This is a genomic window from Streptomyces sp. NPDC049954 (assembly GCF_040656295.1).
Classification (GTDB): domain Bacteria; phylum Actinomycetota; class Actinomycetes; order Streptomycetales; family Streptomycetaceae; genus Streptomyces.
Genome location: NZ_JBFALS010000006.1, coordinates 159,900 through 181,821, shown reverse-complemented (window position 1 = coordinate 181,821; position 21,922 = coordinate 159,900). Strand labels below are relative to the sequence as shown.

At 70.2% G+C, this 21,922-nt stretch carries 13 protein-coding genes and 4 pseudogenes; 4 read left to right on the top strand and 13 right to left on the bottom strand.

Annotated elements, in window-relative coordinates:
* Positions 1–140: 140 nt before the first annotated feature.
* The 7 genes and pseudogenes from AB0J21_RS15210 to AB0J21_RS15180 form a co-directional block, all read right to left on the bottom strand.
* Entirely contained in the window at positions 141–1,409 is a 1,269-nt protein-coding gene (locus AB0J21_RS15210; protein WP_363146394.1) for a TIGR02679 family protein, read from the bottom strand.
* The gene (locus AB0J21_RS15205) at positions 1,400–5,515 is read right to left on the bottom strand and encodes a TIGR02680 family protein (RefSeq protein WP_363146393.1); all 4,116 of its coding nucleotides are present in this window, start codon (positions 5,513–5,515) and stop codon (positions 1,400–1,402) included. Before AB0J21_RS15205 ends, AB0J21_RS15210 begins: the two co-directional genes overlap by 10 nt.
* A complete protein-coding gene (locus AB0J21_RS15200) occupies positions 5,512–6,744 on the bottom strand; it encodes a TIGR02678 family protein (RefSeq protein ID WP_363146391.1) in 1,233 nt (410 codons plus the stop codon). The genes AB0J21_RS15205 and AB0J21_RS15200 overlap by 4 nt, the downstream gene beginning before the upstream one ends.
* Positions 6,741–8,369: a TIGR02677 family protein gene (locus AB0J21_RS15195; protein ID WP_363146390.1), complete on the bottom strand. Its 1,629-nt coding sequence runs from the start codon at positions 8,367–8,369 to the stop codon at positions 6,741–6,743. The genes AB0J21_RS15200 and AB0J21_RS15195 overlap by 4 nt, the downstream gene beginning before the upstream one ends.
* A gap of 411 nt (positions 8,370–8,780) precedes the next feature.
* A complete protein-coding gene (locus AB0J21_RS15190; protein WP_363146389.1) occupies positions 8,781–8,984 on the bottom strand; it encodes a DUF397 domain-containing protein in 204 nt (67 codons plus the stop codon).
* Positions 8,981–9,631, bottom strand: a complete 651-nt coding sequence (locus tag AB0J21_RS15185) for a DUF5753 domain-containing protein (protein WP_363146725.1) — start codon at positions 9,629–9,631, stop codon at positions 8,981–8,983. The genes AB0J21_RS15190 and AB0J21_RS15185 overlap by 4 nt, the downstream gene beginning before the upstream one ends.
* Before the next feature lie 15 nt (positions 9,632–9,646).
* Positions 9,647–9,742: pseudogene (locus AB0J21_RS15180) on the bottom strand (helix-turn-helix transcriptional regulator); the annotation flags it as partial.
* Positions 9,743–10,489: 747 nt separating this feature from the next.
* On the opposite strand from AB0J21_RS15180, the gene AB0J21_RS15175 reads away from it, so the two are divergent.
* From AB0J21_RS15175 to dmpG, 3 genes and pseudogenes are all read left to right on the top strand, one after another.
* Positions 10,490–12,613 (top strand): hypothetical protein, encoded by a 2,124-nt coding sequence (locus tag AB0J21_RS15175; RefSeq protein ID WP_363146388.1) that lies wholly within the window; start codon positions 10,490–10,492, stop codon positions 12,611–12,613.
* 255 nt (positions 12,614–12,868) lie between these two features.
* Positions 12,869–13,177, top strand: coding sequence for a DUF262 domain-containing protein (locus AB0J21_RS15170; protein WP_363146387.1), 309 nt, complete (start codon positions 12,869–12,871; stop codon positions 13,175–13,177).
* Between the two features lie 179 nt (positions 13,178–13,356).
* Positions 13,357–14,045: pseudogene (gene dmpG / locus AB0J21_RS15165) on the top strand (4-hydroxy-2-oxovalerate aldolase); the annotation flags it as partial.
* Between the two features lie 233 nt (positions 14,046–14,278).
* On the opposite strand, the pseudogene AB0J21_RS15160 reads toward dmpG, so the two are convergent.
* Positions 14,279–14,404 (bottom strand): annotated as a pseudogene (locus tag AB0J21_RS15160) (toxin); the annotation flags it as partial.
* A 50-nt stretch (positions 14,405–14,454) separates the two neighbouring features.
* Here AB0J21_RS15160 and AB0J21_RS15155 point away from each other — a divergent pair.
* A pseudogene (locus AB0J21_RS15155) lies at positions 14,455–14,598 on the top strand (IS256 family transposase); the annotation flags it as partial.
* A 114-nt stretch (positions 14,599–14,712) separates the two neighbouring features.
* Here the strand turns inward: AB0J21_RS15155 and ectB are convergent.
* The 5 genes from ectB to AB0J21_RS15130 all read right to left on the bottom strand — a co-directional run bounded on the left by ectB (position 14,713) and on the right by AB0J21_RS15130 (position 21,745).
* Positions 14,713–15,981 (bottom strand): diaminobutyrate--2-oxoglutarate transaminase, encoded by a 1,269-nt coding sequence (ectB, locus tag AB0J21_RS15150; protein WP_363146385.1) that lies wholly within the window; start codon positions 15,979–15,981, stop codon positions 14,713–14,715.
* Positions 15,982–16,593: 612 nt separating this feature from the next.
* Entirely contained in the window at positions 16,594–17,634 is a 1,041-nt protein-coding gene (locus tag AB0J21_RS15145; RefSeq protein ID WP_363146383.1) for a ketoacyl-ACP synthase III family protein, read from the bottom strand.
* Positions 17,631–18,923 carry a PLP-dependent transferase gene (locus AB0J21_RS15140; RefSeq protein WP_363146724.1) on the bottom strand — a complete coding sequence of 431 codons (1,293 nt, stop codon included), beginning with the start codon at positions 18,921–18,923 and terminating at the stop codon, positions 17,631–17,633. Before AB0J21_RS15140 ends, AB0J21_RS15145 begins: the two co-directional genes overlap by 4 nt.
* Positions 18,924–18,925: 2 nt before the next feature.
* Entirely contained in the window at positions 18,926–20,278 is a 1,353-nt protein-coding gene (locus tag AB0J21_RS15135; RefSeq protein WP_363146382.1) for a SidA/IucD/PvdA family monooxygenase, read from the bottom strand.
* A gap of 201 nt (positions 20,279–20,479) precedes the next feature.
* A complete protein-coding gene (locus AB0J21_RS15130) occupies positions 20,480–21,745 on the bottom strand; it encodes an MFS transporter (RefSeq protein WP_363146381.1) in 1,266 nt (421 codons plus the stop codon).
* Between the last annotated feature and the right edge of the window lie 177 nt (positions 21,746–21,922).

Here is a 21,922-nt window from a genome sequence, read left to right as displayed (position 1 = left end):
GTGCAGTGCCCCGCGAGGTCGTGGAGCCGGCCGAGCTGGAGACGGCGGCGGACATCATCTGTACCGTCACCTCCGGGCGGCCAGATCGGTGCCGCCGCGACAGCGGACGCTCGCTCCCTTGCCCCTGACCAGCCGAGCGGTCACGATCCTCGCGTGAGATCGGACAACAGCAGCTCCAGTTCCCTCTCCTCCTCGACAAGAACACCTAGTTCGGAGAGGGCCGCGGCGAGAGCGGGTTCCCAGGGGGTCTGCGTCGGGGTACTGACGAGCGGTGACAGCGGGGGTGAGGCGCTGCGGAGCACGGCGGCACGGTAGTCCGCGGCCGTGTAGCGCCAGGGCAGCCACGGGACGCGGCGGCGAAGGGCGCCGGCGATCCGGAGCCCGCCCCAGTCGAAGTCCCCGTGGTAGAGCAGGGTCGCTCCGTGGTCGTGCAGCGCCCGCAGCAGGGTGAGGGCGGCGGCGGACGGCTGGCCCTGGAGGCAGACCAGGGGCGGGCAGTGCGGACCGAGCGTGTCGGCCGCCGCCGCGAGGACGGTCGGGTTCTCGCAGACCCGCACCAGGGCAGGGGCGACGGCCAAAGGCTTGCGGGTGAGCCGGCGAAGGGTGAGCACGCAGGGTTCGCCCTCTTCGGCCAGGTGGTCCAGGGCCGGGGTGCCGCGCAGGTTCAGGGTCAGGACGGTCGAGGACAGTTCGTCCCGCAGCAGTCCCACCGAGGCCCAGGCCTCGCGCCGCCATTCGGCGCCCTGGCCCTCGGGGAATCCGGTCAGCGCGCGGGCCCCGGACAGGGTGAGGGTGGCCGGCGGGGTGCCGTCGTCGAGGGCGTGAGCCCCGCCGAGGACCCGGGCGGCGAAGGCAGGGAGCGAGACGGCCGGGACGGCGGGGAGTGCGCGCAGGGCGGTACACACCCCGGTGAGCAGGCCGTACGTGCCGTCCGGAGTGCGCCCCAGGCGCCGCGCCAGGCCCTCGGCGCGTATCCGGGCTGCCCACTGCGCAAGCGCGGGGACCGTAGCGGCAAGCTCGTCGAGCGGCGTGTGCGCCCGCTTCCAGGCGTCCTCCTCCTCTCGGCGGCCTTGGGCGAGCGAGGTGACCGGCCCGGTGAGCACCGCGACCGCGGCGGCGAGGCCCTGCGGGCTTGCGCCCGAACGGCGCAGTACGGCGTCGACCGCTTCCAGCCGTACGGTCAGGGACCTGCCGCCGCCGGGGGCCCGGGCGAGAAGCCGTTCGGCCGCCGCTCGCTGGGCCGGGGTGGGATCGGCCAGCGACACGGGACCAGTCAGGGGCTGTCCGGCCACCAGTCGTCGGCGCGCTCGTTCGACGAGCCAGGAGAGGTCGGGTGTGCCGAGCAGCCTGGCGAGCCGCGGGCTGTCGACTGCCTCGGTGCCGGGTTCGGGCCCGTGTTTCAGTTCCACAGCGGTTCGGGCTCCTCCACGCCGGGCGCGTCCTGGGGCGCGTGCCGTACGGGGTCCTCGCGGCGCTGCCGTCGTGTGCCGTCCCATTCCCAGCGGGTGACGAGGACCGCTGCCACCTCGTCGATCCGGGACAGTTGGGCGATGGCGATGCCGGGGACCTGTGGATAGCAGGCCCACTCCCGTTCGCTGGTCATGACCACATCGAGGTCAAAGGCGCTCAGGAGGCCGAGGCACTTGGCGCGGGAGTCGTCGTCCACGCCGGCGAACGCCTCGTCCAGGGTGACCAGGCGGGGCGCGTGCGGGCTGCCCGCACTGGCGTAGTGCGAGGAGGCGGCGGCGAACAGCGGTACGGACACGGCGAGGACGCGTTCGCCGCCGGAGGCGGGGCCGGTGGCCGGGACCCAGCGGCCGTGCTGGTGACGTTCGACGCCGAATTCGTGCCAGGTGCGGTAGTCGAGCGCGGCAGTGAGGTGTTCGAGCCGGCTGCCCGCGCCGTCGTCGGACTGCTGGCGGGCGATCTGGGCCTGGAGGAACTCGCCCACGGCCGCGCGGTCCTGCGCGGTCCAGGCGTCCGCGGACTGGCGCAGCCTCTCGCGGGCCTGGGCCAGTCCGGGCGGGGCCTTGCGCGAGGCCCGCCAGATCAGCCGGAGTCTCATTCCGGTGGAGGTGGGCCGGTTCTCCAGTTCGGTGTTCATGTCCCGCACCTGTCGTTCGGCGGCACCGATGAGTTCCTGGAGAGTGCCGGCGACCTCGGTGATCAGGTGGGTTTCGAGGATCTCGCGTTCGTGCGCCGACAGGATGCGGGTGAGCTCGCCCACCTCCGTGGCGAGCGCTTCGGCGAGTTCGGGTACGGCACGCTCACGGCCCTGGTAGACGATGTCGACGACCATGCCGTCCTCGACCATGCGGGCGGACGCGCTGTGTCCGTGCCGGGACAGGGTGTCCTGCAAGGTCTTGAGTTCCTCGCTGAGCCGGCGCTGGACGCGTTCCCAGGCGGCGTCCGTGTCGTCGACGGACGACAGGCCGGAGTCGATGGCGCGGGCGAACGCGATGGCCGGGGTCGCGGCCCAGTGGCCGTCGTCCGAGGCGGGGACGGTGACCTCGGGCAGCGCGACCGCGACCAGGCCGGTGGTCGTGAAGCGCTGGAGCGCGGCGATGGCCTGCGCACGTGCGTCGACGGCTTCGGCGAGGTCGTTCTCCAACTGCTCGATCCGCCCCTCGGCCCGGCTGGCCTCCCGGTCCGCCTGGGCGTGACGCTGCTGGGCGTTCTTCCGGTCGGTCTCACAGATCCGCTGTGCCTCGGCGGTCTCGGCGAGTCGCCGTTGAAGTTCGGCGACGGCGGCGCCGACGGTGGAGCGCAGCGTCCGGTGCCGCTCGTCGGCCGCCGCCGCCTCGTGCGCCGTCTCTTCGGCCCGCCGGGCGAGGTCGGCGACCCGCTGCTGCGCCTCGGCCGCCTCGGCACGCTCCTCGTCCACCTGCCGTGCGGCCTCCCCCTGTTCGCGCAGCGCGGGCCACAGAGCCGCCAGCGCGGTGGCGAGGGAGCCGAGGGCGTGACGCACGGCGGCGAGCCCGGCCCGGTCGGCGGGCAACCCCAGATCGGCGGCGGCCTCGGCGAGCTCAGCGGCGGCCCGCTCGGCGAGCTCGGCCGCCTCGATGGCCTCGGTGGCTCGCCCTTCGTACCGGGCACGGGCCTTGCGTACGGTCTCGGCGGCGGCGCTCACGAGCGCGTGTGCCCTGGTCAGCGACGACTCGTCAGGGACGTCGGCGAGCTCGGCGTCGAGCGTGCGCCGGCGGGCCGCGATCGCCGCGGACCGAGCCGCGAGATTCTCCGACTCCTCGCGCAGGGAGGCGAGTTCGATGCCGAGCGCCGCGACACGGGCCCGACGCGCGGCCTCGCGCGCGCCCTCGCCGATGTACGTGGCGGCGGGCTTGGCCCACCTGCCGGTGAGCGCACCGATCCGGAAGCGCCCGTCGGGTGCCGCCCATGTCGCGGCCCCTCCCCCGCCGTCGAGGCCGATGGCGACGAGCAGTCGGGTCACCGTCGTCTCGTCCAGGACAGCGGCCAGTCCGTCGCCGTGGTCCACGGCCGGGCGCAGCACGTCTGCCAGCGAGGGGCCGCTCACCGGTCCGTTCGACGGGGAGAGGAGGACATCGTGTCCGTCGACGGCGAGGGCGGAGCCGTCGGGCAGCACCCAGGCGTCGAGGAGGCCGGAGGCTTCGAGCGCCGCTTCGAGCCCGGCGCGGTCGGCCTCGGGCAGTTCGTCCGCGAAGTCGACCAGGCGCCAGAGCGGCGCGCCCGGCAGCGTTTCGCGCAAGCCGGGGGTGCGCGTCGCCGGGGGCTGGGGTTCGCGTCCGGTGCCGGCTTCCAGTGCGGCGAGCTCGCGACGGGCCGCATCGGTGCGCTCTGCCAGCTCCGTGGTCTCGCGGGCGGCTTCGGCCGCCTGGTCGGCGAGGTCCACCGAGCGCGCGGTGTGCGCCCGGGTGGCATGGACCCGCGCCGGGTAGGGGCCGTCGAGGTGGCGGGTCCACTCCTGGAGCTCGTCCAGGAGGCCCGTCGCGTCGGAGTAGGTCAGCTCCTGCCAGGCGCGGGCGCGCTCGCGTACGTCGTCCAGGAGGGCCCGGCCCACCCGCGCCGCGCTCTCCTCCGCCTCGCCGAGCGTCTCGGCGGCCACCGCGAGGTCACTCTCCGCCTCGTCGAGGCGTCCCGACGCCCGACGGTGCGCGGCAGCGGCCCGCTCGGACGCTTCGAGGCGGCCCTCGATGTGGTCGAGCGCCCGCTGGGCGCGGTCCGTGGCCTCCTCGACGGCCCGCCGCAATGCGGGCTCGGGCAGCAGATCGTCCGCCGGCAGGGCGACGTGCCCGGCGGCTGCCTGCTCCCGCACGTGGGCGTAGGTCTCCGAGACGCGGCCCCGCGCGGCACGCAGCCGGTTGTCGGCGGTGCCGCGCCGCCCGAGCGCCTTGGTGTGGAGGGCTTCCGCCTGCTGCCGGTCCTCCCGCGCCCGGTCCGCGGCCTGCACGGTTCGCGTCACGGCCTGGGCGGCGTGCTCCAGCTCTCGGGCGTCGCGCATCTCGGGCGCCTCGCGCAGCGCTGTTTCCTGGGCCCTCAGGCGTTCCCCCGTCTCGCCAAGGGAGCTGATCTCCTCTTCGGCCGCCGCTCGCTTCTCCTCGGCGCGGGTTCGGCGCTCCTGCACCTCGGCCAGGTCTCGCTGAACGCGCTCATAGCGGGAGTGCTCGGCGCGCGGGAGCCGGGCGCGGCGCCGGGTGGCGATCCGGGCGTACCGCCGGTAGTGCTCCAGGAAGGCGGAGGCGGCCCGCTCGGCGGCGGACGCGGCGGCCAGTTCGTCCTTCTCCTCGTCCAGGGAGCGGAACGCCTCGGCCACGTCGGCGATGACGGCCTGGTCCACGGGCGGCAGCGCCTCGGTGAGGGCGCGGGAGAGAGCGGCTTCGTTGGGCCGCTTGGAGAGCTGGGGCTGGCGCAGTTGGATGAGCAGGTCGACCAGGGCGGCGTAGCGCTGCTCCCCGAGGCCGAAGAGTGCCTCGTCGACTGCCCTGCGGTACGTCTTGGCCTGGTCGTAGACCATGCCGTGCCCAGTGACGGCCTCGGCGAGCCGGTCCCGGGACAGGGCCGTGCCGGTGGCGTCGAGGAGCCGGAGGGTCTCCTCCGTGCGTGCGGTGGAGCCGTGGTCGATGCGCTGGCGGGTGACGGCGTACCAGTGCCGCGCGACACCCCGCCCGCTGACGGCCTTGAGCCCGCACAGCAGCGTACGGAAGTGCTGTTCGCCGGTCGCGTCGTCGAGCCTGCCGAACTCGATCCAGGTGTAGCCGAGCCGTTCGGAGTGCGGGTGCTCGCCACCGAGGAGCAGGTTCCACTCCATCCGCTTGCCCGGGTCGCCGTCGGGTTCGACACGACGCGGACCGAGGTCACCGTCGAGCAGGAACGGCAGGGTCAGCGCGAGCACCTTGGATTTACCGGTGCCGTTGTTGCCGCGCAGCAACAGGCGCCCGTCCCGGAAGTGGAACTCCTCCACGTCGTAGTGGAACAGGTCGACGAGCCCGATGCGCAGGGGTTGCCAGCGGGAACGCCGCGGGGTGGGGAGGCGGGTCACGAGGTGGCCTTTCGCTGCGGAGGCACAGGGGCGGAGCCGGGTTCACGGATGACGGTCTCGCCGACCGCGTACCGGGCGAGGGCGGGTCGCACCACGACCGCGCGGGGAGTTCGGGAGACCAGGCCGAGCGCGGCGAGCCGGGCGACGGCCTGTTCGACGAGCTCGGTCTCCATACCTGGCTCCCGGGCCGACTTCGCCCAGAATCCGCCGTGCTGGGAGGCGAGTTCACGGACTCGGAGGGCGAGCTCGTCGAGGTCGACGGGGCCCTCGGCGGCGGCCAGGTGCTCGGCGAGCAGCAGGGTGACGTGGCCGTAGGTGCCCTGTTCGGGCATGCGGAGGTCGGTGAGGTCGTCCTCGGGGTCGACCATGGCGATCCCCTCGGCCCGCACCTCGGCGACCAGCCCGGTCAGCTCGGTGATCCGGGCGGTGAGGAAGCCGCGCTGCCGGGTGAGGTAGGCGAGTTCGGCGTCGGTCAGGTCGTCGTAGTAGAGCACCGGGTCGTCGAGGAGCCTGCGGGTGAGTGAGCGGCGCATGGCGCGGAAGCGCAGTTCCTCGCTGTCCAGGGCGGTTTCGGCGACGAGTTCGGCGAGCCGGTCGCCGAAGGCTTCGGCGTGGACGGTGGAGGGGCCGCGGCGGGTGGCCAGGAGCCCGGCGAGGACCCGGCGTTCGACGTCGTACAGGACGTCGCCCGCCCCACTGACGTAGGCCTCTTCCTCACCCGCGACCCGCCGCAGCACGCCGAGGTCGAGCAGCAGCCGTACGACGGCGGCGAGATCGAGGCGCTCGTCGCGGCGTTCCAGGGCGAACTCGATCCCCGTCGCGGCGAGCCGGGGATCGGCGGCGTCGAGGACGATCTGGTCGGCGAGGCGCCCGAGGGCGATCTGGGCCTCGCCGCGTTCGAGGGCGGCGAGCGCGAGACAGAGCAGGACGTAGCGGCGGCGGGTGAAGGGGGCGGCACCGCGGGTCGTGTCCCGCGCAGGGTGGGTGGGGTCGGTGAGGACACCGGGACTCTTGCGCAGCCGGGCGGCTTCGGTGTCCGCCTGGAGCGCCCAGCCGGTGTTGCGGTCGAACCACTCCCGGAGCTCCGAGGCGTGCCGGCGGGCGAGGCGGAACTCGTCGGCCTGCCGTCCGCGCGCGAGCAGAAGTGGCCGCTTGAGCAGGGCGCGTGCCGCCTTGCGCAGCTCGGCGGCGTGCTGGCCGTCCAGTACCTCGGCGAGTGGTGTGGTCATCGTCCGGGTTCTCCGTCCGTCAGGCCGTCTCCGCCCGTCAGGCCGTCTCCGTCCGTCAGGTCGACGATCTCGATGAGGTGGTCCGGGCCGCTGAAGACTCCGCCGGGGGTGCGGACCTGGGCGGTCGTGCCGTCGGCGAGTGCGGTGAGTCTGATCTCCATGGAGCCGTCGTTGCTGGTGGCCGTGGTGTGCCGCATGCCGGGCCGCCACGTGGCCAGGGCGTCCCCGAGCAGTTGGAGGAACAGACCGAAGGAGGCGGGGTCGAGCTCGCCGAGACCGGACAGGCGCGTGACGCCGTGGGTGACGAGCCGGGCCTGGGCGGCGGCCGTTTCAGCGGCCTGCTTGGCGGCGGTCTCGGCGAGCAGGCGTCGCCGCTCCTGCCGGTCCTCGACCTTGCGGGGCTTGCCGCGCCGCTCGTAGCTGCCGGTGCGGCGCAGCTGTGGGCTGATGCGCAAGGGCTCGGCCTCGGCCCACGGGGTGGCGGCCGGGACGGGCTTCGCCGCGCGGGCGGCGAGGGTGTCGGCGTCGACGGTGAGGTGCCGGGCCGGATAGAGGCCGAATGCGGTACGCCACAGCTGGTGCCGGGCGTCGTCGTCGGGTGCCTCGGCAAACCAGCACGCCAGCGTACGGAAGTCGGCCGACCGGTCGGAGCGGCCGGCCCGGCGCTCGTTCAGCGCGCGTACGACGGCAAGGAGCTGGGGGATCGCGCCGAGTGCCCGGCCACGCAGGAGCCTGGCCTGCGACTCGCGCCCGTCCCTGCTGATGAACCACGTGCCGAGCCCTGACCAGCGGGCGGCCCACCGCTCGTACATCTCCCGCTCCGCATGCGCGGCCTCCTCCGGCGAGGCGTCGGCGGCCTCCCGCCCGGCGGCTGCCCGGAGCAGGGGCTCCACCCTCCCGTCCCTCTCCAACTCCTGGATCAGCCGCGCGATCCGCCCGCCCAGCGTGATCAGATCCTGGATGAACCGCTCCAGGTACTGGATGAGCCGGTCCTTGTACGCGAGGAAGACCGCTTCCTCGACCTCGTGCAGGTCGATGGTCTGCTGGAGCGATCCCATGAAGGCCCGGGCGTTGTCGGCGAGCGCGGCGAACCGGCTGGCCAGCGCGTCGAGCGCCAGATGCGTCTTGGCCGGATCCGGTTCCTGTTCGGCAGCCAGGACGAGAAGGGCGCGAAGCTGGGTGACGATGTCGTGCAGGGCCACGGCCTGGAGGGCGCCGCGCCGCCCGAGTGCCTCGTCATAGGCGGACAACGCCTCCTCGGCTGCCTCCCCCTCCCTCGTGAGCTGGTAGATGAACCGCTTCCGGTAGAAGTCTTCGACCGCGGTCACCCGGGCGGTGTCGGGATCCGCCCGCAGATTGCCCCAGCCGACAAGCTTGTCGAGCGCGCCTGCGACGGCGTCCAGCTCGGCGGGACGGATGTCCGCCGGCAGCGCGGCGTGCACGTCCTCGGGCCGCAGGTGGACCGCGAACCGTTCCTTGGCCGTCAGGAACGCCCGCATCACGTGGCGGTAGAGCGGGGTGTTCGGCACGGTGAGGTGAGCGAAGGGGCCGAAGCCCGACGGCTCGGGAGGCGGGCCGGTGGAGGCGCTGGGGGCGCTGCCGGCGCTGGGGGCGGTCACGTTCATCGCCGCAATTGTCCCTGAGGCGCGGCGACTGCGGAGACAGACCGGCGTACCCGACTGAATCACCCCGTCCTGACCGACCCGGAAGGGCGGGACGAAGTATCACAAAAGGGGCGCTCCTCGATCACCTGCGGCCGCATCCAGCCGGGCATGGGCGGCCGGGCCCGAACGGAGGGCCTGTTCCCGACCCGGCGGCGAACCGTGACCCGCAGCAGCACTCGGCCAAGGACATCAAGCGCCTGTTCGTCCGCCGCACCAAGGTCAGCGCCGAGGTACGGGAGAAGGTGTCCGGCCAGTGGGCCGACCAGGGTCCTTCCGCATCAGTGTTCACTGCCCGGCGCCCGGCCGAGGAGAAGATCTTCGAGAGGCGGGCCGCGCCCACCTCGGCTGGCGTGGTTCGCGGTGTCGTGCAGGTCAGTGCGAGGCGAAGGCGATGAACGTCGCCCGCTGCTCCGCGTCAAAGCTCAGCATGGCCCCAGCCTTGTTCTTCGGGTCCCGGACGTGGGCCGAACCGACGGCGTTCGCCACCTCCACGCACTCGCCTCCCGACCCGGTGCTGTAAGTGCTCTTGCACCAGGCCGACTCAGGCACGGTTCCGGCGGACTCTTCGGTGTTCATGCATCTCCCAGCAGCTTTTCGATGAGGGCCAGCGTCCCGCGCGGAGTGAGCGCCTGAGCCCTGAGGATGCCGTACTGCTCCTCAAGCTCTCGGACCGACTTCCGCTCTGTGTACAGACGACTGTCCTTATATCCCTCCACGTAGGCGACCCTCCGCCCGTCTCGCGTTTCGATCAAGGTGAAAGGGCCTTCGAGTCCAGCGTGCTCCTCCACCTCGGTCGGCATCACCTGGATTTCGACATTGCGTCGCTGTCCGCAGAGGAGGAGCTGCTCCAACTGGCCGCGCATAACAAGCCGCCCTCCGAACAGGCGGCGCCGCAGCGACTCCTCAATGACGAAGCTGATAGTGGGCAGCGGTGTTCGCGCGAAGATCGCCTGCCGGGCCAGGCGAGCCGTCACCCGCTGATCGGCAAAACCCTGAGACAGCGAAGGTCGCCACATGGCACAGACCGCCCGTGCGTAGTCCTCGGTCTGCAACAGCCCCGGAATGGCCTTCGGCGCATACACATGCAGCTCCACGGCCTCCTTCTCCAGCTTCGCCGCGCCCCGGAAGAACGCCGGGCACTGCGCCCGCGCGACCTCCTCCTTCATCTCCTTCAGGATGCCGCGCGCCCCGAGCAACTCATCCGCCTGGTCGATGAACTTCACCGGCGGGATCCGCCGCCCCTGTTCGAACGCCGCGATGGTCGACGCCGAGTACCCCGTCCTCGCCCCGAACTCCGGCCGTTCAAGCCCCGCCCACTCCCGGAACCGCTTCAACTACCGCCCGAACACCTGAAGGATGCCCGCCGCCCCCCGCTCGGCCCCGTACCCGGCTCCCACTTCCCGATCGTCCATGATCCGCGCCTCCCCAGCCCAACGCCCCGGCCGTCCCGCCGGTCACGCCCGCATCGCCGACATCCTCCGCACCGACGCATACAGCCCGCATCCGTCCGCGCGTCACTCCTGGTCAACGGTACTCACGCAACGCCACCGTTGTCGGCATGAAATCCACAACTCACCTCACCCAGTCCACACCCGAACTCCACGCCTCTGAACAGGAGTTCGACATGCGTTTCGCATCCACTCCACGCGGCGCACGGCTCGCCCGGCGTCTCGTCTCGCATCGGATTCACGAGCGGGGTCACCCGTACACACGACCGTCAACGACACCGTCACCCTCATCGCAGCCGAACTCTCCGCGAACGCCGTGGGTCACGGCCACGTGCCCGGCCGGGACTTCCATCTCCGCCTCACCGCCGATGCGGACGCGGTGCCTACGCGGGCTCCACGACCATCCGTATCGAGGTCACCGACACCCGCACCGAGCGGGTTCCCGTCCTCGCCTCCCCCGCGCCGGACGCCGAAGCCGGCCGGGGCCTGTTCCTCGTGGCGGCCTTCGCCACCCGCTGGGGCACCACACCCCGCGTAGCCGCCCCCGGCAAGACCGCCTGGGCGCAACTCAGTGTCAGCGGACGAGTGCAGAATGTTAGCGAAGCCACCAACTGACCGAGAGGTTCTTCTGCCTTGGCCAAGAGCAAGCAGCGCAATACCGCCCGCTGGCGCGTCGGGTACCTCTTCGTGCACGGCATCGGCGACCAGAAGCCGGGCACGACCCTGGAGTGGGGCAGGACCACCTTCAACGCCCTCCGTGACGTGTACGGCGGGCAGGTCCTCTCATGGAAGGACCAGCCCCTGACGGCCTCGCCCGAGGACGCCGCGACTAGGCACGCCGAAGTCGTCGTCTCTCTCCGCGGAGGCGCGAGCCGTCGTCGCGCGCTGTTCGCCGAGGCGCTCTGGGCCAACACGCTCACCTCACTGGGCAGGCCCTCCGTCCGGCGGACGCTGACGTTCCTCATCGCGAGCCTTCCCCTCCTCTTCTGGGTGGTCGGTCCGGACCGACGCGACCTGCAGGTCCTCACCTCCCCCGATCGCGGCCCCCAGGCCCGTCAGGAAGCTGGGCTCGCCCAAATGAGGCTGGTGTGGCGACTTCTCACCTTGGCGGTGATCGCGACCGCACTCCTCTACGGAGTCCTGTTGGCGGCTCACAGCCTGCTGGCGTCGGCGCTCCTGCTCGGCCTGCTGGCCTGGTGTGCGCGTTCCCGCCGCAACCTCCTGTGGCACGTCCGGGTCGCCGCCGTCGACGACGAGCAAACGCGGCAGCTCCTCGCGCACCTCCACCGCAAGGTGGCCTGGATGGAACGCCACTGCGACGAGGTGGTGGTCGTCGCACACTCGCAAGGCGGCTATCTCATGCACCGTGTACTGTCCCCCACCGCCGACCGGCGCCACCCGAAGGTGCGGAGGTTCATCGGCGTCGGCTCCGGCCTCAAACCGATCAGCCTGCTCAAAACCTTCGACAACAGCGGCATCGGGCCCGGCCTGTGGGGCCTCGTAGCCATCGTCCCGGGGTGGCTGTGGGGGCTCGGCCCCTGGACGTGGCAGCTCTTCGGATGGCTGGGGCAGACCACCCTGCGGCTGCTGTATCTGGCCCTGCGGGTGACGGTGATGCCGTCAGCCGCCTTCGGCGATCCACACCTCGCGGAGCTTCAGCGCGACGCCGTTGCCGCAGAGCTGCACCGAGCCCTCACGGCCCTGCCCAACCTGCGTCTCGACCTCGCCCACGGGGCTGCTCTCGTCGTGTCCATCGCCACGGCCCTCCTGTTCGGGCGGCTGATCAATGCGGCCTTGCAAGCCCGACCTCCGTACCCCCTCGACCTCGACCACCACAGCCAGGACATCAAGTGGCGCGAGTACAGCAGCCCCCACGACATGGTCGGGCGGATGCTGGGCCCTGCCCTCCCCGACGGCGTGGAGCAGCCGTGGATCGCCCCGCTGGGCCAGCCCCTCGGCGACCACACCTTGTACTTCCACCGCACGGGCGTCCTGCCCCGCCGCTTGGCAGCCGACCTCCTCGGTGATCTCGGCCTGAAGGGGGAGGCAGCCGAATGGAGGCGGGCTGTCACCCAGCTCGACAAGGTACGGCGCCAGCAGGGAACACGTCGGCGCACCCTGCACGGGCTGCTGATCGGCACCGTCACCACGTTGCTCGCAGCACCCCGGCTCTTCGACAGACCGTCCGTACTGCTCGCCTACCTGCGCGCCTGGTTGCCGCTCGCGGCCCTGCTGCTGGTGCTCACCGTCCTCTTCAGCCTGCTGGCCCACCGGGCGGCGGGCAGGACGGCCCGCCGCTTCGCCGCTTCCCTGTCAGGAGACGCAGCCTCGATGCACACTCGGTGGCGCGTACGGATCGTGCCGCCCGGTACCCGCCTCCTGCCGACAATCGCCACCTCGACCGGGGGACTGATCGCCACGTACGGCACGGTCCGGTTCTTCCTGGCCGCCCGCGAGTACGGGGACAACCACGTCTGGCAGGGCTACCCGCTGCTCTTCCCCATGGGCGTCGGACTGCTGCTCGTCGCCTGCGCCTCGGCGGCCGGATATCCCGTGCGAGCGCGCTGGTACGGGGGAATCGCCGCCCTGGGATGCATGGCCCTTTCCTCACCTCCGGCGCCCGCCGCCATGGGCTCACCCTGGGAGCTGCGCCCTGAGGGAACACTGCTCGGCACCCTGGGCGTGTGCCTGGTCGTGGGACTGGCCGGCTCCCTCCAGGCCCGGTTGAGAGCAATCGATCTGACCGCACAGCTGTGAGGCGGAATCCATACGGGCCGGCAGGAAGCCACTCCTCCGAGAGAACTGACACAAAGACGTGCCACCGGAGGACAGCGGGGGCTTCCTGGTGGAGATCGGGGCCGGCGGTCGTAGCACCGATGTCGAGCTGAAGCAGCCCGACGAGGAGCCGGAGATCGCGGATGAGCGGATCACAGCACCGTACGACCCGTCAAGATAGAGATCCAGACCTTCAACCCGACGATTAACCTGCTGATCTCCCTGCTGGTCAACGGGATGATCGACCTCGCCCCGGACTTCCAACGCAAGGCGGGCATCTGGTCGGACGAGCAGCAGAGCCGTCTGATCGAGTCCCTGCTCCAGCACATCCCCATCCCCTCCCTCTACCCGTCCGAACCCACCGACAGCTCATGGGCCCAGGAGAGTTCCTGGGCCATCGTCGACGGCGTCCAGCGCCTCACCGCCCTCGCACGGTTCACCACCCCCGAGGCGCTGGCGGAGGCGGGAAGAATTCCGGGCCGCTCAGGCTGCGCGGCCCGGAGTACCTCAAGGACGACTTCGAGGGCAAGGGCTACGCGGATCTGAAGCCCACGGGAACGCGCCGTCCACCTGGCACGACCTGCCCGATCAGCCAGGCGACGGCCCCATCAGAAAGAACCTCGCTTCCGCGTCAGAACGTCGCCCGCAGAACACATCACCCTCACGGGCGAAAACGCAGGTCAGGCACCCTTCGCGACCGGCTCCAGAATCGCGACGCACTCCACATGATGGGTCATCGCTACACCGTCGGCCAGGCCCGCGCCATCGCCCTCGACGCCGCCGGGGTCGCCGCCATCGAGATCGCGCACGGCGACGGGCTCGCGGCTCCAGCGTCAACTACGGCGTCGGCGCGCACACCGACTGGGAGTGGATCGAGGCCGTCGTCGACGCCATGCACACCGCGATCCCCACCACGCTCCTCCTCCCCGGCATCGGCACCATTCAGGATCTCAGGCAGGCCCACGCGCTCGGCATCCGTTCGGTGCGCGTCGCCACGCACTGCACCGGGGCCGACATCGCCGCCCAGCACATCGCCGCCGCGCGCGAGCTGGGCAGGGACGTCGCCGGGTTCCTGATGATGTCCCACATGGCCGGCCCGACCGAACTGGCCTGTCAGGCCGCGCTGATGGAGGCATACGGCGCGCACTGCGTCTACGTCACCGACTCCGGCGGCCGCCTCACCATGGACGGTGTGCGCGACCGCTTCCGCGCCTACCGCGACGCTCTCGACCTCGGCACCGAACTGGGCATCCACGCCCACCACAACCTCGCCCTCGGCGTTGCCAACACGGTCGTCGCCGTGGAGGAGGGCGTCACCCGCGTCGACGCCTCGCTCGCCGGCCAGGGCGCGGGCGCGGGCGCGGGCGCGGGCAACTGTCCCCTCGGGGCGTTCGTCGCCGTCGCCGACGCGATGTGCGCGCCCGATGACCACTGTTCCCGGCCGTCCCTGGCGAAGTTCGCAGCAGTGCTCGGCTGCCCGACACGAGTGCTGTCCGACGGGTTACGTGGCGGCACCTGAGCAAGTGCCCCAGGAGCTCGCCAGAACCGTGGTGGACTGGGTCGGTCGCATCTGACCTCCGCGGAAGGCGACCCCGGGACAGGGACAGGGCAGGGCACGCGCCTGCCCTGCCCACACGTCGTCGAACGTCAGAAAACGGGGAACCAGGCCGAGGGCCCCTTGGCGATGACCGGTACATCCAGGGTGTCCTGCGCGACTTCCTCCACGAACGAGCCGGCAACGGATGCGGGCGGCAGAACGGCCGTGCCGGAGACCGGAGTTCGGCGCCTGCACAGCCGAAATGACCGTTGAGCGCGGTACCGAGGGGCGCCGCCTTGTGGTCCGCAACGGCTACCACCGGCCTGGCCTGGTCACTACCGCAGCCGGCGTGGTCGAGGTGCAGGCGGCGCGGGTGAACGACAAGCGCTTCGACGAGGCCACGGGCGAACGCAAGCAGACCTCATCTGCACCTGTAGCGCTGCGGATTGACGTAGGTGTGGACGAGGAGGTCTGCAGGAACTGCTCGATACCGGGAGTATCGGCAGGCCACCTGACCTCTACTGCCCGGTCCGGCACACCACGGCTATGCGGTCTCGTGGACAGCCCGCGCGAGCGTCCGCAGCCCCTCGTCGAGTTCCTCCGGCGTCGTCGTCAGCGCCGGCAGCAGCTTGACGACCTCGCTCTCCGCGCCGGAGGTCTCGATGATGAGACCGAGGTCGAAGCAGCGCCGAGCGATCCTGTTGGCGCGCGACTTGACGGTGAACTCCATGCCCCAGGCCATGCCCCGGCCGCGGTACGAGGCGCCGGCGTCCTGGTGCTCGGCGCAGAGGGTGCGAAGGGCGGCCTCGATCTGGTGGCCGCGCTCCTTGGTCTGCTTCTCCATCTGCCCGTCGGCCCAGTACGTGTTCAGGGTCGCGGTCGCGGTGACGAACGCGGGGTTGTTGCCGCGGAAGGTACCGTTGTGCTCCCCCGGCTCCCACACGTCCAACTCCGGCTTGAAGAGCGTCAGCGACATCGGCAGGCCGTATCCGCTGATGGACTTCGACAGCGTGACGATGTCCGGGACGATCCCGGCCTCCTCGAAGGAGAAGAAGCCGCCGGTACGGCCGCAGCCCATCTGGATGTCGTCGACGATCAACAGCATGTCGTGCCGCTTGCAGACATCCGCGAGCTTGCGCAGCCACTCGGCGCGGGCGACGTTGATGCCGCCCTCGCCCTGGATGGTCTCGACGATGACCGCCGCCGGGTGGTTCAGGCCGGATCCGGAGTCCTCCAGCGACCGCTCGAACCACAGGAAGTCCGGGACTCGGCCGTCGAAGTAGTTGTCGAACGGCATCGGCGTACCGTGCACCAGCGGGATGCCCGCTCCGGCCCGCTTGAAGGCGTTGCCCGTAACGGCGAGCGAGCCCAGCGACATGCCGTGGAAGGCGTTGGTGAAGGACACGACCGACTCCCGGCCCTTGACCTTACGGGCCAGCTTCAGCGCGGCCTCGACCGCGTTGGTGCCCGTCGGGCCCGGGAACATGACCTTGTACGGCAGGTCGCGCGGTCGCAGGATCACGCCCTGGAAGGTCTCCAGGAAGGTCCGCTTGGCGGTGGTACCCATGTCGAGGCCGTGGGTGATGCCGTCCCGCTCGATGTAGTCGATCAGCGCCCGTTTCAGCACCGGGTTGTTGTGCCCGTAGTTCAGCGAACCGGCGCCGGCGAAGAAGTCGAGGTAGCTACGGCCCTCCTCGTCGTACAGACGGCTGCCCTGCGCCCGGTCGAAGACCGTGGGCCAGCCTCGGCAGTAGCTGCGCACCTCCGACTCAAGGGTCTCGAAGACGCTCAGGGCCGGCTGGGTGGTGGTCACAGCGGAACAACTCCCTTTTCGGTGGAAGAAGTAATGGGTGTCGGTTGGACAGGTCGTCAAGTCGGAAGCTCCTACAGATCACGAAGCGGTCTGCGGGAGCGGTGCGGCGTCGTCGGTCACCGGAACAGGTGGCGGTGGACATCACGGGCGACGAACAGCGATGCGGACCGCCTGGGCGGGGGTGGCGGACCCACGGGGCGGGAGCCGGGCCAGGGCGTCGACCAGCTCACGCGTCGCCGGCCCGCGCAGGTTCTCCCATCCCCTGGGCGCCGCGGTGACGATGAGCGTGCGGACCTGGTGGATGGTCTGGATGGGGCATCCCACCGGCCCGGCCGGACAGGGCCGCGACCGTTGCCGCGGAGGCGACGATGTCGTCGGACGTGCCGTTGTTCCGCCTGGTCACACTGTCGTCTGCTCTCCGTGGAAGCCGGTCGGGCAGCCGGACAGACGGTGACGGGACCTCTGGCCGGACTCCGATGACGTCACCGAAGCCCGGCCGGTCACGCACCGGACGGCACCGCCCGGCAGGCCGACGATTCCACGCAGGGCAACCGAAGCGTCAGCCAGTCGGAAAGCCCGACCTCCGGGCGGTGCCATGGCCGATCCTCACTGTCAGTCGCTGCTGATCTCCACGAGCATGACGGCGGCGCTCAGGCCGTTGCCGGCCCCGATGAGCAGTACTCGATCGCCTGGTGCGAGGAGTTCGCGGTGGACAAGGTCGGCGAGTCCCAGAACCTGGTCGCTGACGCCGGTGTGGCCGATCGCGCGCCCGTAGTCCCAGGCGTTGGCCTGCGCGAGGTCGCCAAAGGAGTTCTCGTAGAAGCCGGCGCTGATCCCTGCCCCCACGTTCGGGTACACGACGTACCGGGCCGGGTGGTGATCGAGCGGATACCTGGCCAGTAGCTTCTCGCGGAGCCGACCCAGGGTGTCCGCGAACACCGAACGGATCTCGCTGTCGCCGAACCGCTCGAGGTAGGCGCGCTTGGCCGAACCGACGTCGTAGTCACGGCCGGGGTTGTCCGCATCCTCCGGCGCCGGCGACTCGTCTCGGTACATGCGCTCGAGTTCGCTGCCCTGCTCGACTTCGAGAAGCAGCACCTCGATCGGACCGGGCCTGCTGGAGAGCACGACCGCCGAAGCGGCATCGCCGTAGACGGTGCCGTGGTCGGATGACCAGCGGTCGAACAGCGAGCCCTCGAACCGATCGGCGCCGACGACGAGGGCCGAGGCGTCGGGGTGGTGCCGGACGTGGTCGGCGGCGAGGCGCATGCCGACGAACGCGCCATTGCATCCCTGGTTCAGCGAGAACGAGAGCGCGCGGGGGTCGAGTCCCAGCTGGTGGTGCGCGTAGCTCGCGATCGGCCACAGCGTCTTGTGGCCGGTACGGTGGATCGAGGTCCACGCCAGCCAGTCGACTTCGCTGCGGTCTACGCCCTCGAGTGCACGCCGGGCCGCCTCGACGCCCATGTCGGCCGGGAACAGCTCGTGCTCGACGGCGACGCTGCTGAACCCGTCCTTGACAGCCCGGTCGCGGCCGTAGGAGCCCGCCGCGACAGCCTTCTCGACGGCTTCCCGGGTCTGGGGAAGCCACGACCCGATCCCCCGGATGAACAGCCGGGTGTCCCCGGTGCGGTCGATCGTGCCGCCTGTCATGCGGTCTCCAGTGCCTGGCCGAGGTCTTCGAGGATGTCGTTGATGTGCTCGAGGCCGACCGTGACCCGGATCAGGTCGTCCGGAACCGTGGCCATGCTGGACGCGGAGGCGACAACCTGCCGGTGCGTCGCGATGGCCGGGATCGTGGCCGCACTCTTGGCCCGCCCGATGTCGTTGGCGCGCCAGATGAGCCGGAACCTGTCGAGGACCCGGACCGCCGCCTCGGCGCCGCCGACGGGGCGGAAGCCGAGTACGAAGCCGTACCGGCGGGCCGCCTCCCCGTCCTTCTCGCTGTCCACGAGGATCATGTCCTGGGCCAGTGCGTGGCTGGGGTGCGAGGCGAGCCCGGGGTAGAAGACCTCCTCAACGCGGTCCGAGGCCTGGAGGTACTCCGCGACGGTGAGGGCCGAACGCGACATCGCGTCCACCCGGTACCGCAGGTCGCGGATGTCGCTGAGAATGGTGAAGGCGTTGAACGGGCTGAGCACCCCTCCCATGTCCCGGATCGGCCCGCGCCGCAGGTAGGCCGCGAAGTCGTCAGTGACCGCCGGTTCCGCAACCGCCGAGGTGAGACCGCGACGGGCGATGACGGCGCCGGCCAGGCTTGCGCCGCTCGTGCCGGCGGCCTTGCCGAGCGACTGCACCACGATGTCCGCTCCCATGCCCAACGGCCGGAGAAGGGCCGGGGTGGCGAGAGTGGAGTCCACGATGAAGGGCGCACCGGCCTGGTGCGCCAGCCGTGAGACCGCCGGGATATCGATGAGGTCGAGCAGCGGGTTCGACGGCGACTCGGCGTATACGAAACGAGTTCGCTCGTCGATCTTCGAGGCCCACTCGTCGATCGCGGACGGGTCGCGGACCCACCGGACCTCGACGCCGCGCTCCCGCCCGTAACGCTGGGAGAAGACCATGAACGTCGCGCCGTAGCAGGCCGACGAGGCGACGATGTTCATCGGCCCCTCGTCATCCACGGCCAGGAACGGGGAGGTCGCGAGGGTTACGGCGGCCATTCCGGACGGCGTCGCGGCAGCACCGACCTCGGCGTCGACGCCGTAACCTTCGAGTGCCGCGACGACGGACTCAAGGTACTGCACGGTCGGATTTCCCAGACGCGTGTAGACCCAGGCATCAGACCCGCCGGAAAGGGCCGCGCCCATGTCGTCCGCCGTCGGGAAGTGCTGGGAGGAAGTCAGGTACAGCGGCGGGGTGATTGAACCCTGGTTGGCCGCCGCCTCCTCGCGGCCGTAACCGGCGCCCACCGCCAGCGTGTCAAAGCGTGGACCCTGCATTGTCACCGGCCCTCCGCTATCCCGGCGCCGACCGCGACCGGCGTCGCAGTCCGTGCATCGGCCTGTCGGAGCCGCCGAACGATATCTGCCGAGCGGATCGAGGTCAGGCTGAGAGATCCGCCGTCGCCGATGCCGTGCGTGCGCTCGCACAGGCCGTTGAGGACGACGACGCCGGAGGCGTCTGCGGGCTGGTTCGCAAAGTTGACGGCATACCCGCGGTCGACATCGACGTGGCCCTCGCCGGCGGACAGGTCGAGCCACGACGACAGGCCGTCGAGCAGGCTGATGCTCCGCAGGTCCTCAGGCCCCGGACCGATGTTGGAGAAGCCGGTGGCGAGGATGACCAGGTCGTAGCTCGCGGTGCGGGTCTCGCCGCTTGCGCGATCGGCGAGGCTGAGCTCGACACGGTCGTTGTCGGCGCGGGCGTCGACGATGTCGGTGAGCCGGCGCAGGCGGATCTGGTCGCGACCGTGGAGCCGGTCATAATACATCTGCCGGTACATCTCCTCGAGGACGTCCATGTCGCAGGCACCGTAGTTCGTCCGGGAGATGTCCCGGTCGATGCGCCGGCGAAGCTCCACCGGGGAGTCGTAGTACATGTCGGTGAATTCCGGGAAGAACGCCTCGCTCATGAACGGGCTCGTGTCCTTCAGCGGGAAAGCGTATCGCCGCATGATCGAGTCGATCGAGGCATGGGGGTACGTCTTGCTGAGATGGAGGATGATCTCGGCCGCGCTCTGGCTGCTCCCGATGACGGCGACCTCGCTCGACTGCTGTGCGCCGAGGAGCGGTTGGGTGCCGCTCTGGTAGCTGGACTGGTGAACGACGCGGTTGGTCTCAAGCTTGGCGAACTGCTCTGGCACCTTGGGGAGTCGCCCGGTTCCGATGACGACGTGGCGCGCGAGGAACTCCTCACCCGTGTTGGTCACGAGACGGTAGGCCCCCCCACCGGGGATCGCTTCATCGTACGTGAGGGCCTCGACCCGCCGGCCGTAGCGCACACGATCCTCGAAGAACCGGGTGACCCACTGGATGTACTTGGCGTAGTCCGGCCTCAGCGGCATCAACATGTCCATGTTGAGGTGCGAGAAGAGCAGATCGTTCTCGACTAGGTAGTTGAGGAATGTGTACCTGCTTCGAGGATTCCTCGGAGTGACGAGGTCGCGGTACGGGATGTTCTGGATGTTCGAGTAGGTGTCGAGGCTGATCTCGAAGAGCATCTCCTTCTGCCAGACCGGCGTCGCCGAGCCCTCGAGGAAAAGCCAGTCATCGTACGCTGCCGACTCTTCCAGCGCGATCGCCAGAGCGATGTTCGACGGGCCGAAGCCGATTCCGATGACGTCCATAACGTCCATGATTACTGACTCTTTTCTATTTCTTCACGCACAGCGCATTTCCATGCCGGGGCGTGTAGTTGGGGCTGATACCGACAGCATCGGCGGGTCATGTGTCCTGACGGGGTCCGGTCGAACGTGCTGGAAACATGCGGGCAGGACGCTTGCCGGGAGGCAAAGTTCCTGAATCCCGGGACCAGTGCGTCTGGGCCGTCGTCTTTGTCAACCGGCCGTCGCGGTATCCGGTTCGGCGGCTTCCGGAGCAAACGTGATGACGTTCGACTCGTCGGGCTCACGGAGAGATGCCACGAGGACGATCGAGGCCAGGCAGAAGATCGCGGCGATGTACATGAGCGGGGTGTAGCTGCCGAACCCATCGTGCAGTACCGCCCCGATCTGGCTGCTCAGTGCGGCGCCGACCTGGTGCACGGTCCACAGAACGCCGAGGAGCAGTCCCCGGACCCGGGCCGGGTAGAGCTTGATGATCCAGGTCGTCGTCGCGACAACCGTCATGAGGTAACTGGTCCCGAAGATGACCCCGAAGACCTGTACGACGACGGCGTTCGGGGCGATGGCCAACAGCGTGACCGACACTCCGCGGAGCAGATAGGCCAGAATGAGGATCATGCGGATGCGGCCCCGGTCACACACCATTCCGGTGACGAAAGCGCCGATCACTTCGGTGAGTCCCAATAGCACCATCGCGCTGGACACCGCCGGCGCTCCCACGTGGTGGTCATGGAGCATCGGAACCATATGGACGTCGACAAAGGCCATCGTGATCCCGCAGGCGAAGAACGCCGCCGCGAGGGCCGCGAAAGGGCCACGCCGCAGGACTGAGAGGCCGCGCGGGCCAGTGGCGGCGGGCGCCTGCGGCGCGGCCGATCCCGCCCACCGATGCCGGCGCAGTGTGAAGGACAGCGGCAGGAGAATGAGGCCCATGAAGACGCCCACGGCGAGCATCACAGACCGCCAGTCGGTGAGGTGCTGGAGCCAGACCCACAGCGGGACAAGGACGATGAAGCCGATGGCCGTGCCGTTCGTGAGGAGCGCGTAGAAGAACCCCTTGCGCTCAGGGGGGAACACGCGATCGACGAGCACACCGATCGGAATGTAAGACAGCGAAGCGTAGCTGAGTGCCCCGAGAATGCCGTACACCACAGTGAGCAGGACGAAATTCTGAACGAGGGAGACACACACGAACATCAAGGCCGAGGCGACGAGCCCCGAACGCAGGACAACCAGCGGTCCGTACCGGTCGGACAGGGCTCCGATGAATGGCGAGGCGACTGCCATGACGATGGCGAACAGCGTTGTCGCGACCGCGAACCTGTCCCGGGGTTCGCCGAACGAATGCGCCATCGGGACGAAGTACACCTGGACGGTACTTTTCAGGGACGACCCCATCAAGGAAATGAGAGCTGCGACGCCCGTGATCCATATGATCGGCGTCAGCCGCGCCATACCGACAGCCTTGATTTTGGACATGTTCTCGGGCTCTCCTTGCCGTACTTGCATGCCGACACCCTCGCCCTGCACCGTCTCTACGATTACCGCCGACGGGGTGCTGTGTGGGCCTCGGTCAGCTTTTCTCTTCTCGCCTGGGATGCTTCCCATCGCGTGGTCAGCTCTCTTGGGATCCCCGCCTGCCGCAGGTAGGAGCCG

What these genes read in the sequence shown, in the direction of transcription:
- AB0J21_RS15200 (WP_363146391.1), bottom strand. Translation starts at nt 6,744, where the DNA reads ATGACCACACCACTCGCCGAGGTACTGGACGGCCAGCACGCCGCCGAG.
- AB0J21_RS15195 (WP_363146390.1), bottom strand. Translation starts at nt 8,369, where the DNA reads ATGAACGTGACCGCCCCCAGCGCCGGCAGCGCCCCCAGCGCCTCCACC.
- AB0J21_RS15190 (WP_363146389.1), bottom strand. Translation starts at nt 8,984, where the DNA reads ATGAACACCGAAGAGTCCGCCGGAACCGTGCCTGAGTCGGCCTGGTGC.
- AB0J21_RS15170 (WP_363146387.1), top strand. Translation starts at nt 12,869, where the DNA reads ATGATCGACCTCGCCCCGGACTTCCAACGCAAGGCGGGCATCTGGTCG.
- AB0J21_RS15145 (WP_363146383.1), bottom strand. Translation starts at nt 17,634, where the DNA reads ATGACAGGCGGCACGATCGACCGCACCGGGGACACCCGGCTGTTCATC.
- AB0J21_RS15140 (WP_363146724.1), bottom strand. Translation starts at nt 18,923, where the DNA reads ATGCAGGGTCCACGCTTTGACACGCTGGCGGTGGGCGCCGGTTACGGC.
- AB0J21_RS15135 (WP_363146382.1), bottom strand. Translation starts at nt 20,278, where the DNA reads ATGGACGTTATGGACGTCATCGGAATCGGCTTCGGCCCGTCGAACATC.
- AB0J21_RS15130 (WP_363146381.1), bottom strand. Translation starts at nt 21,745, where the DNA reads ATGTCCAAAATCAAGGCTGTCGGTATGGCGCGGCTGACGCCGATCATA.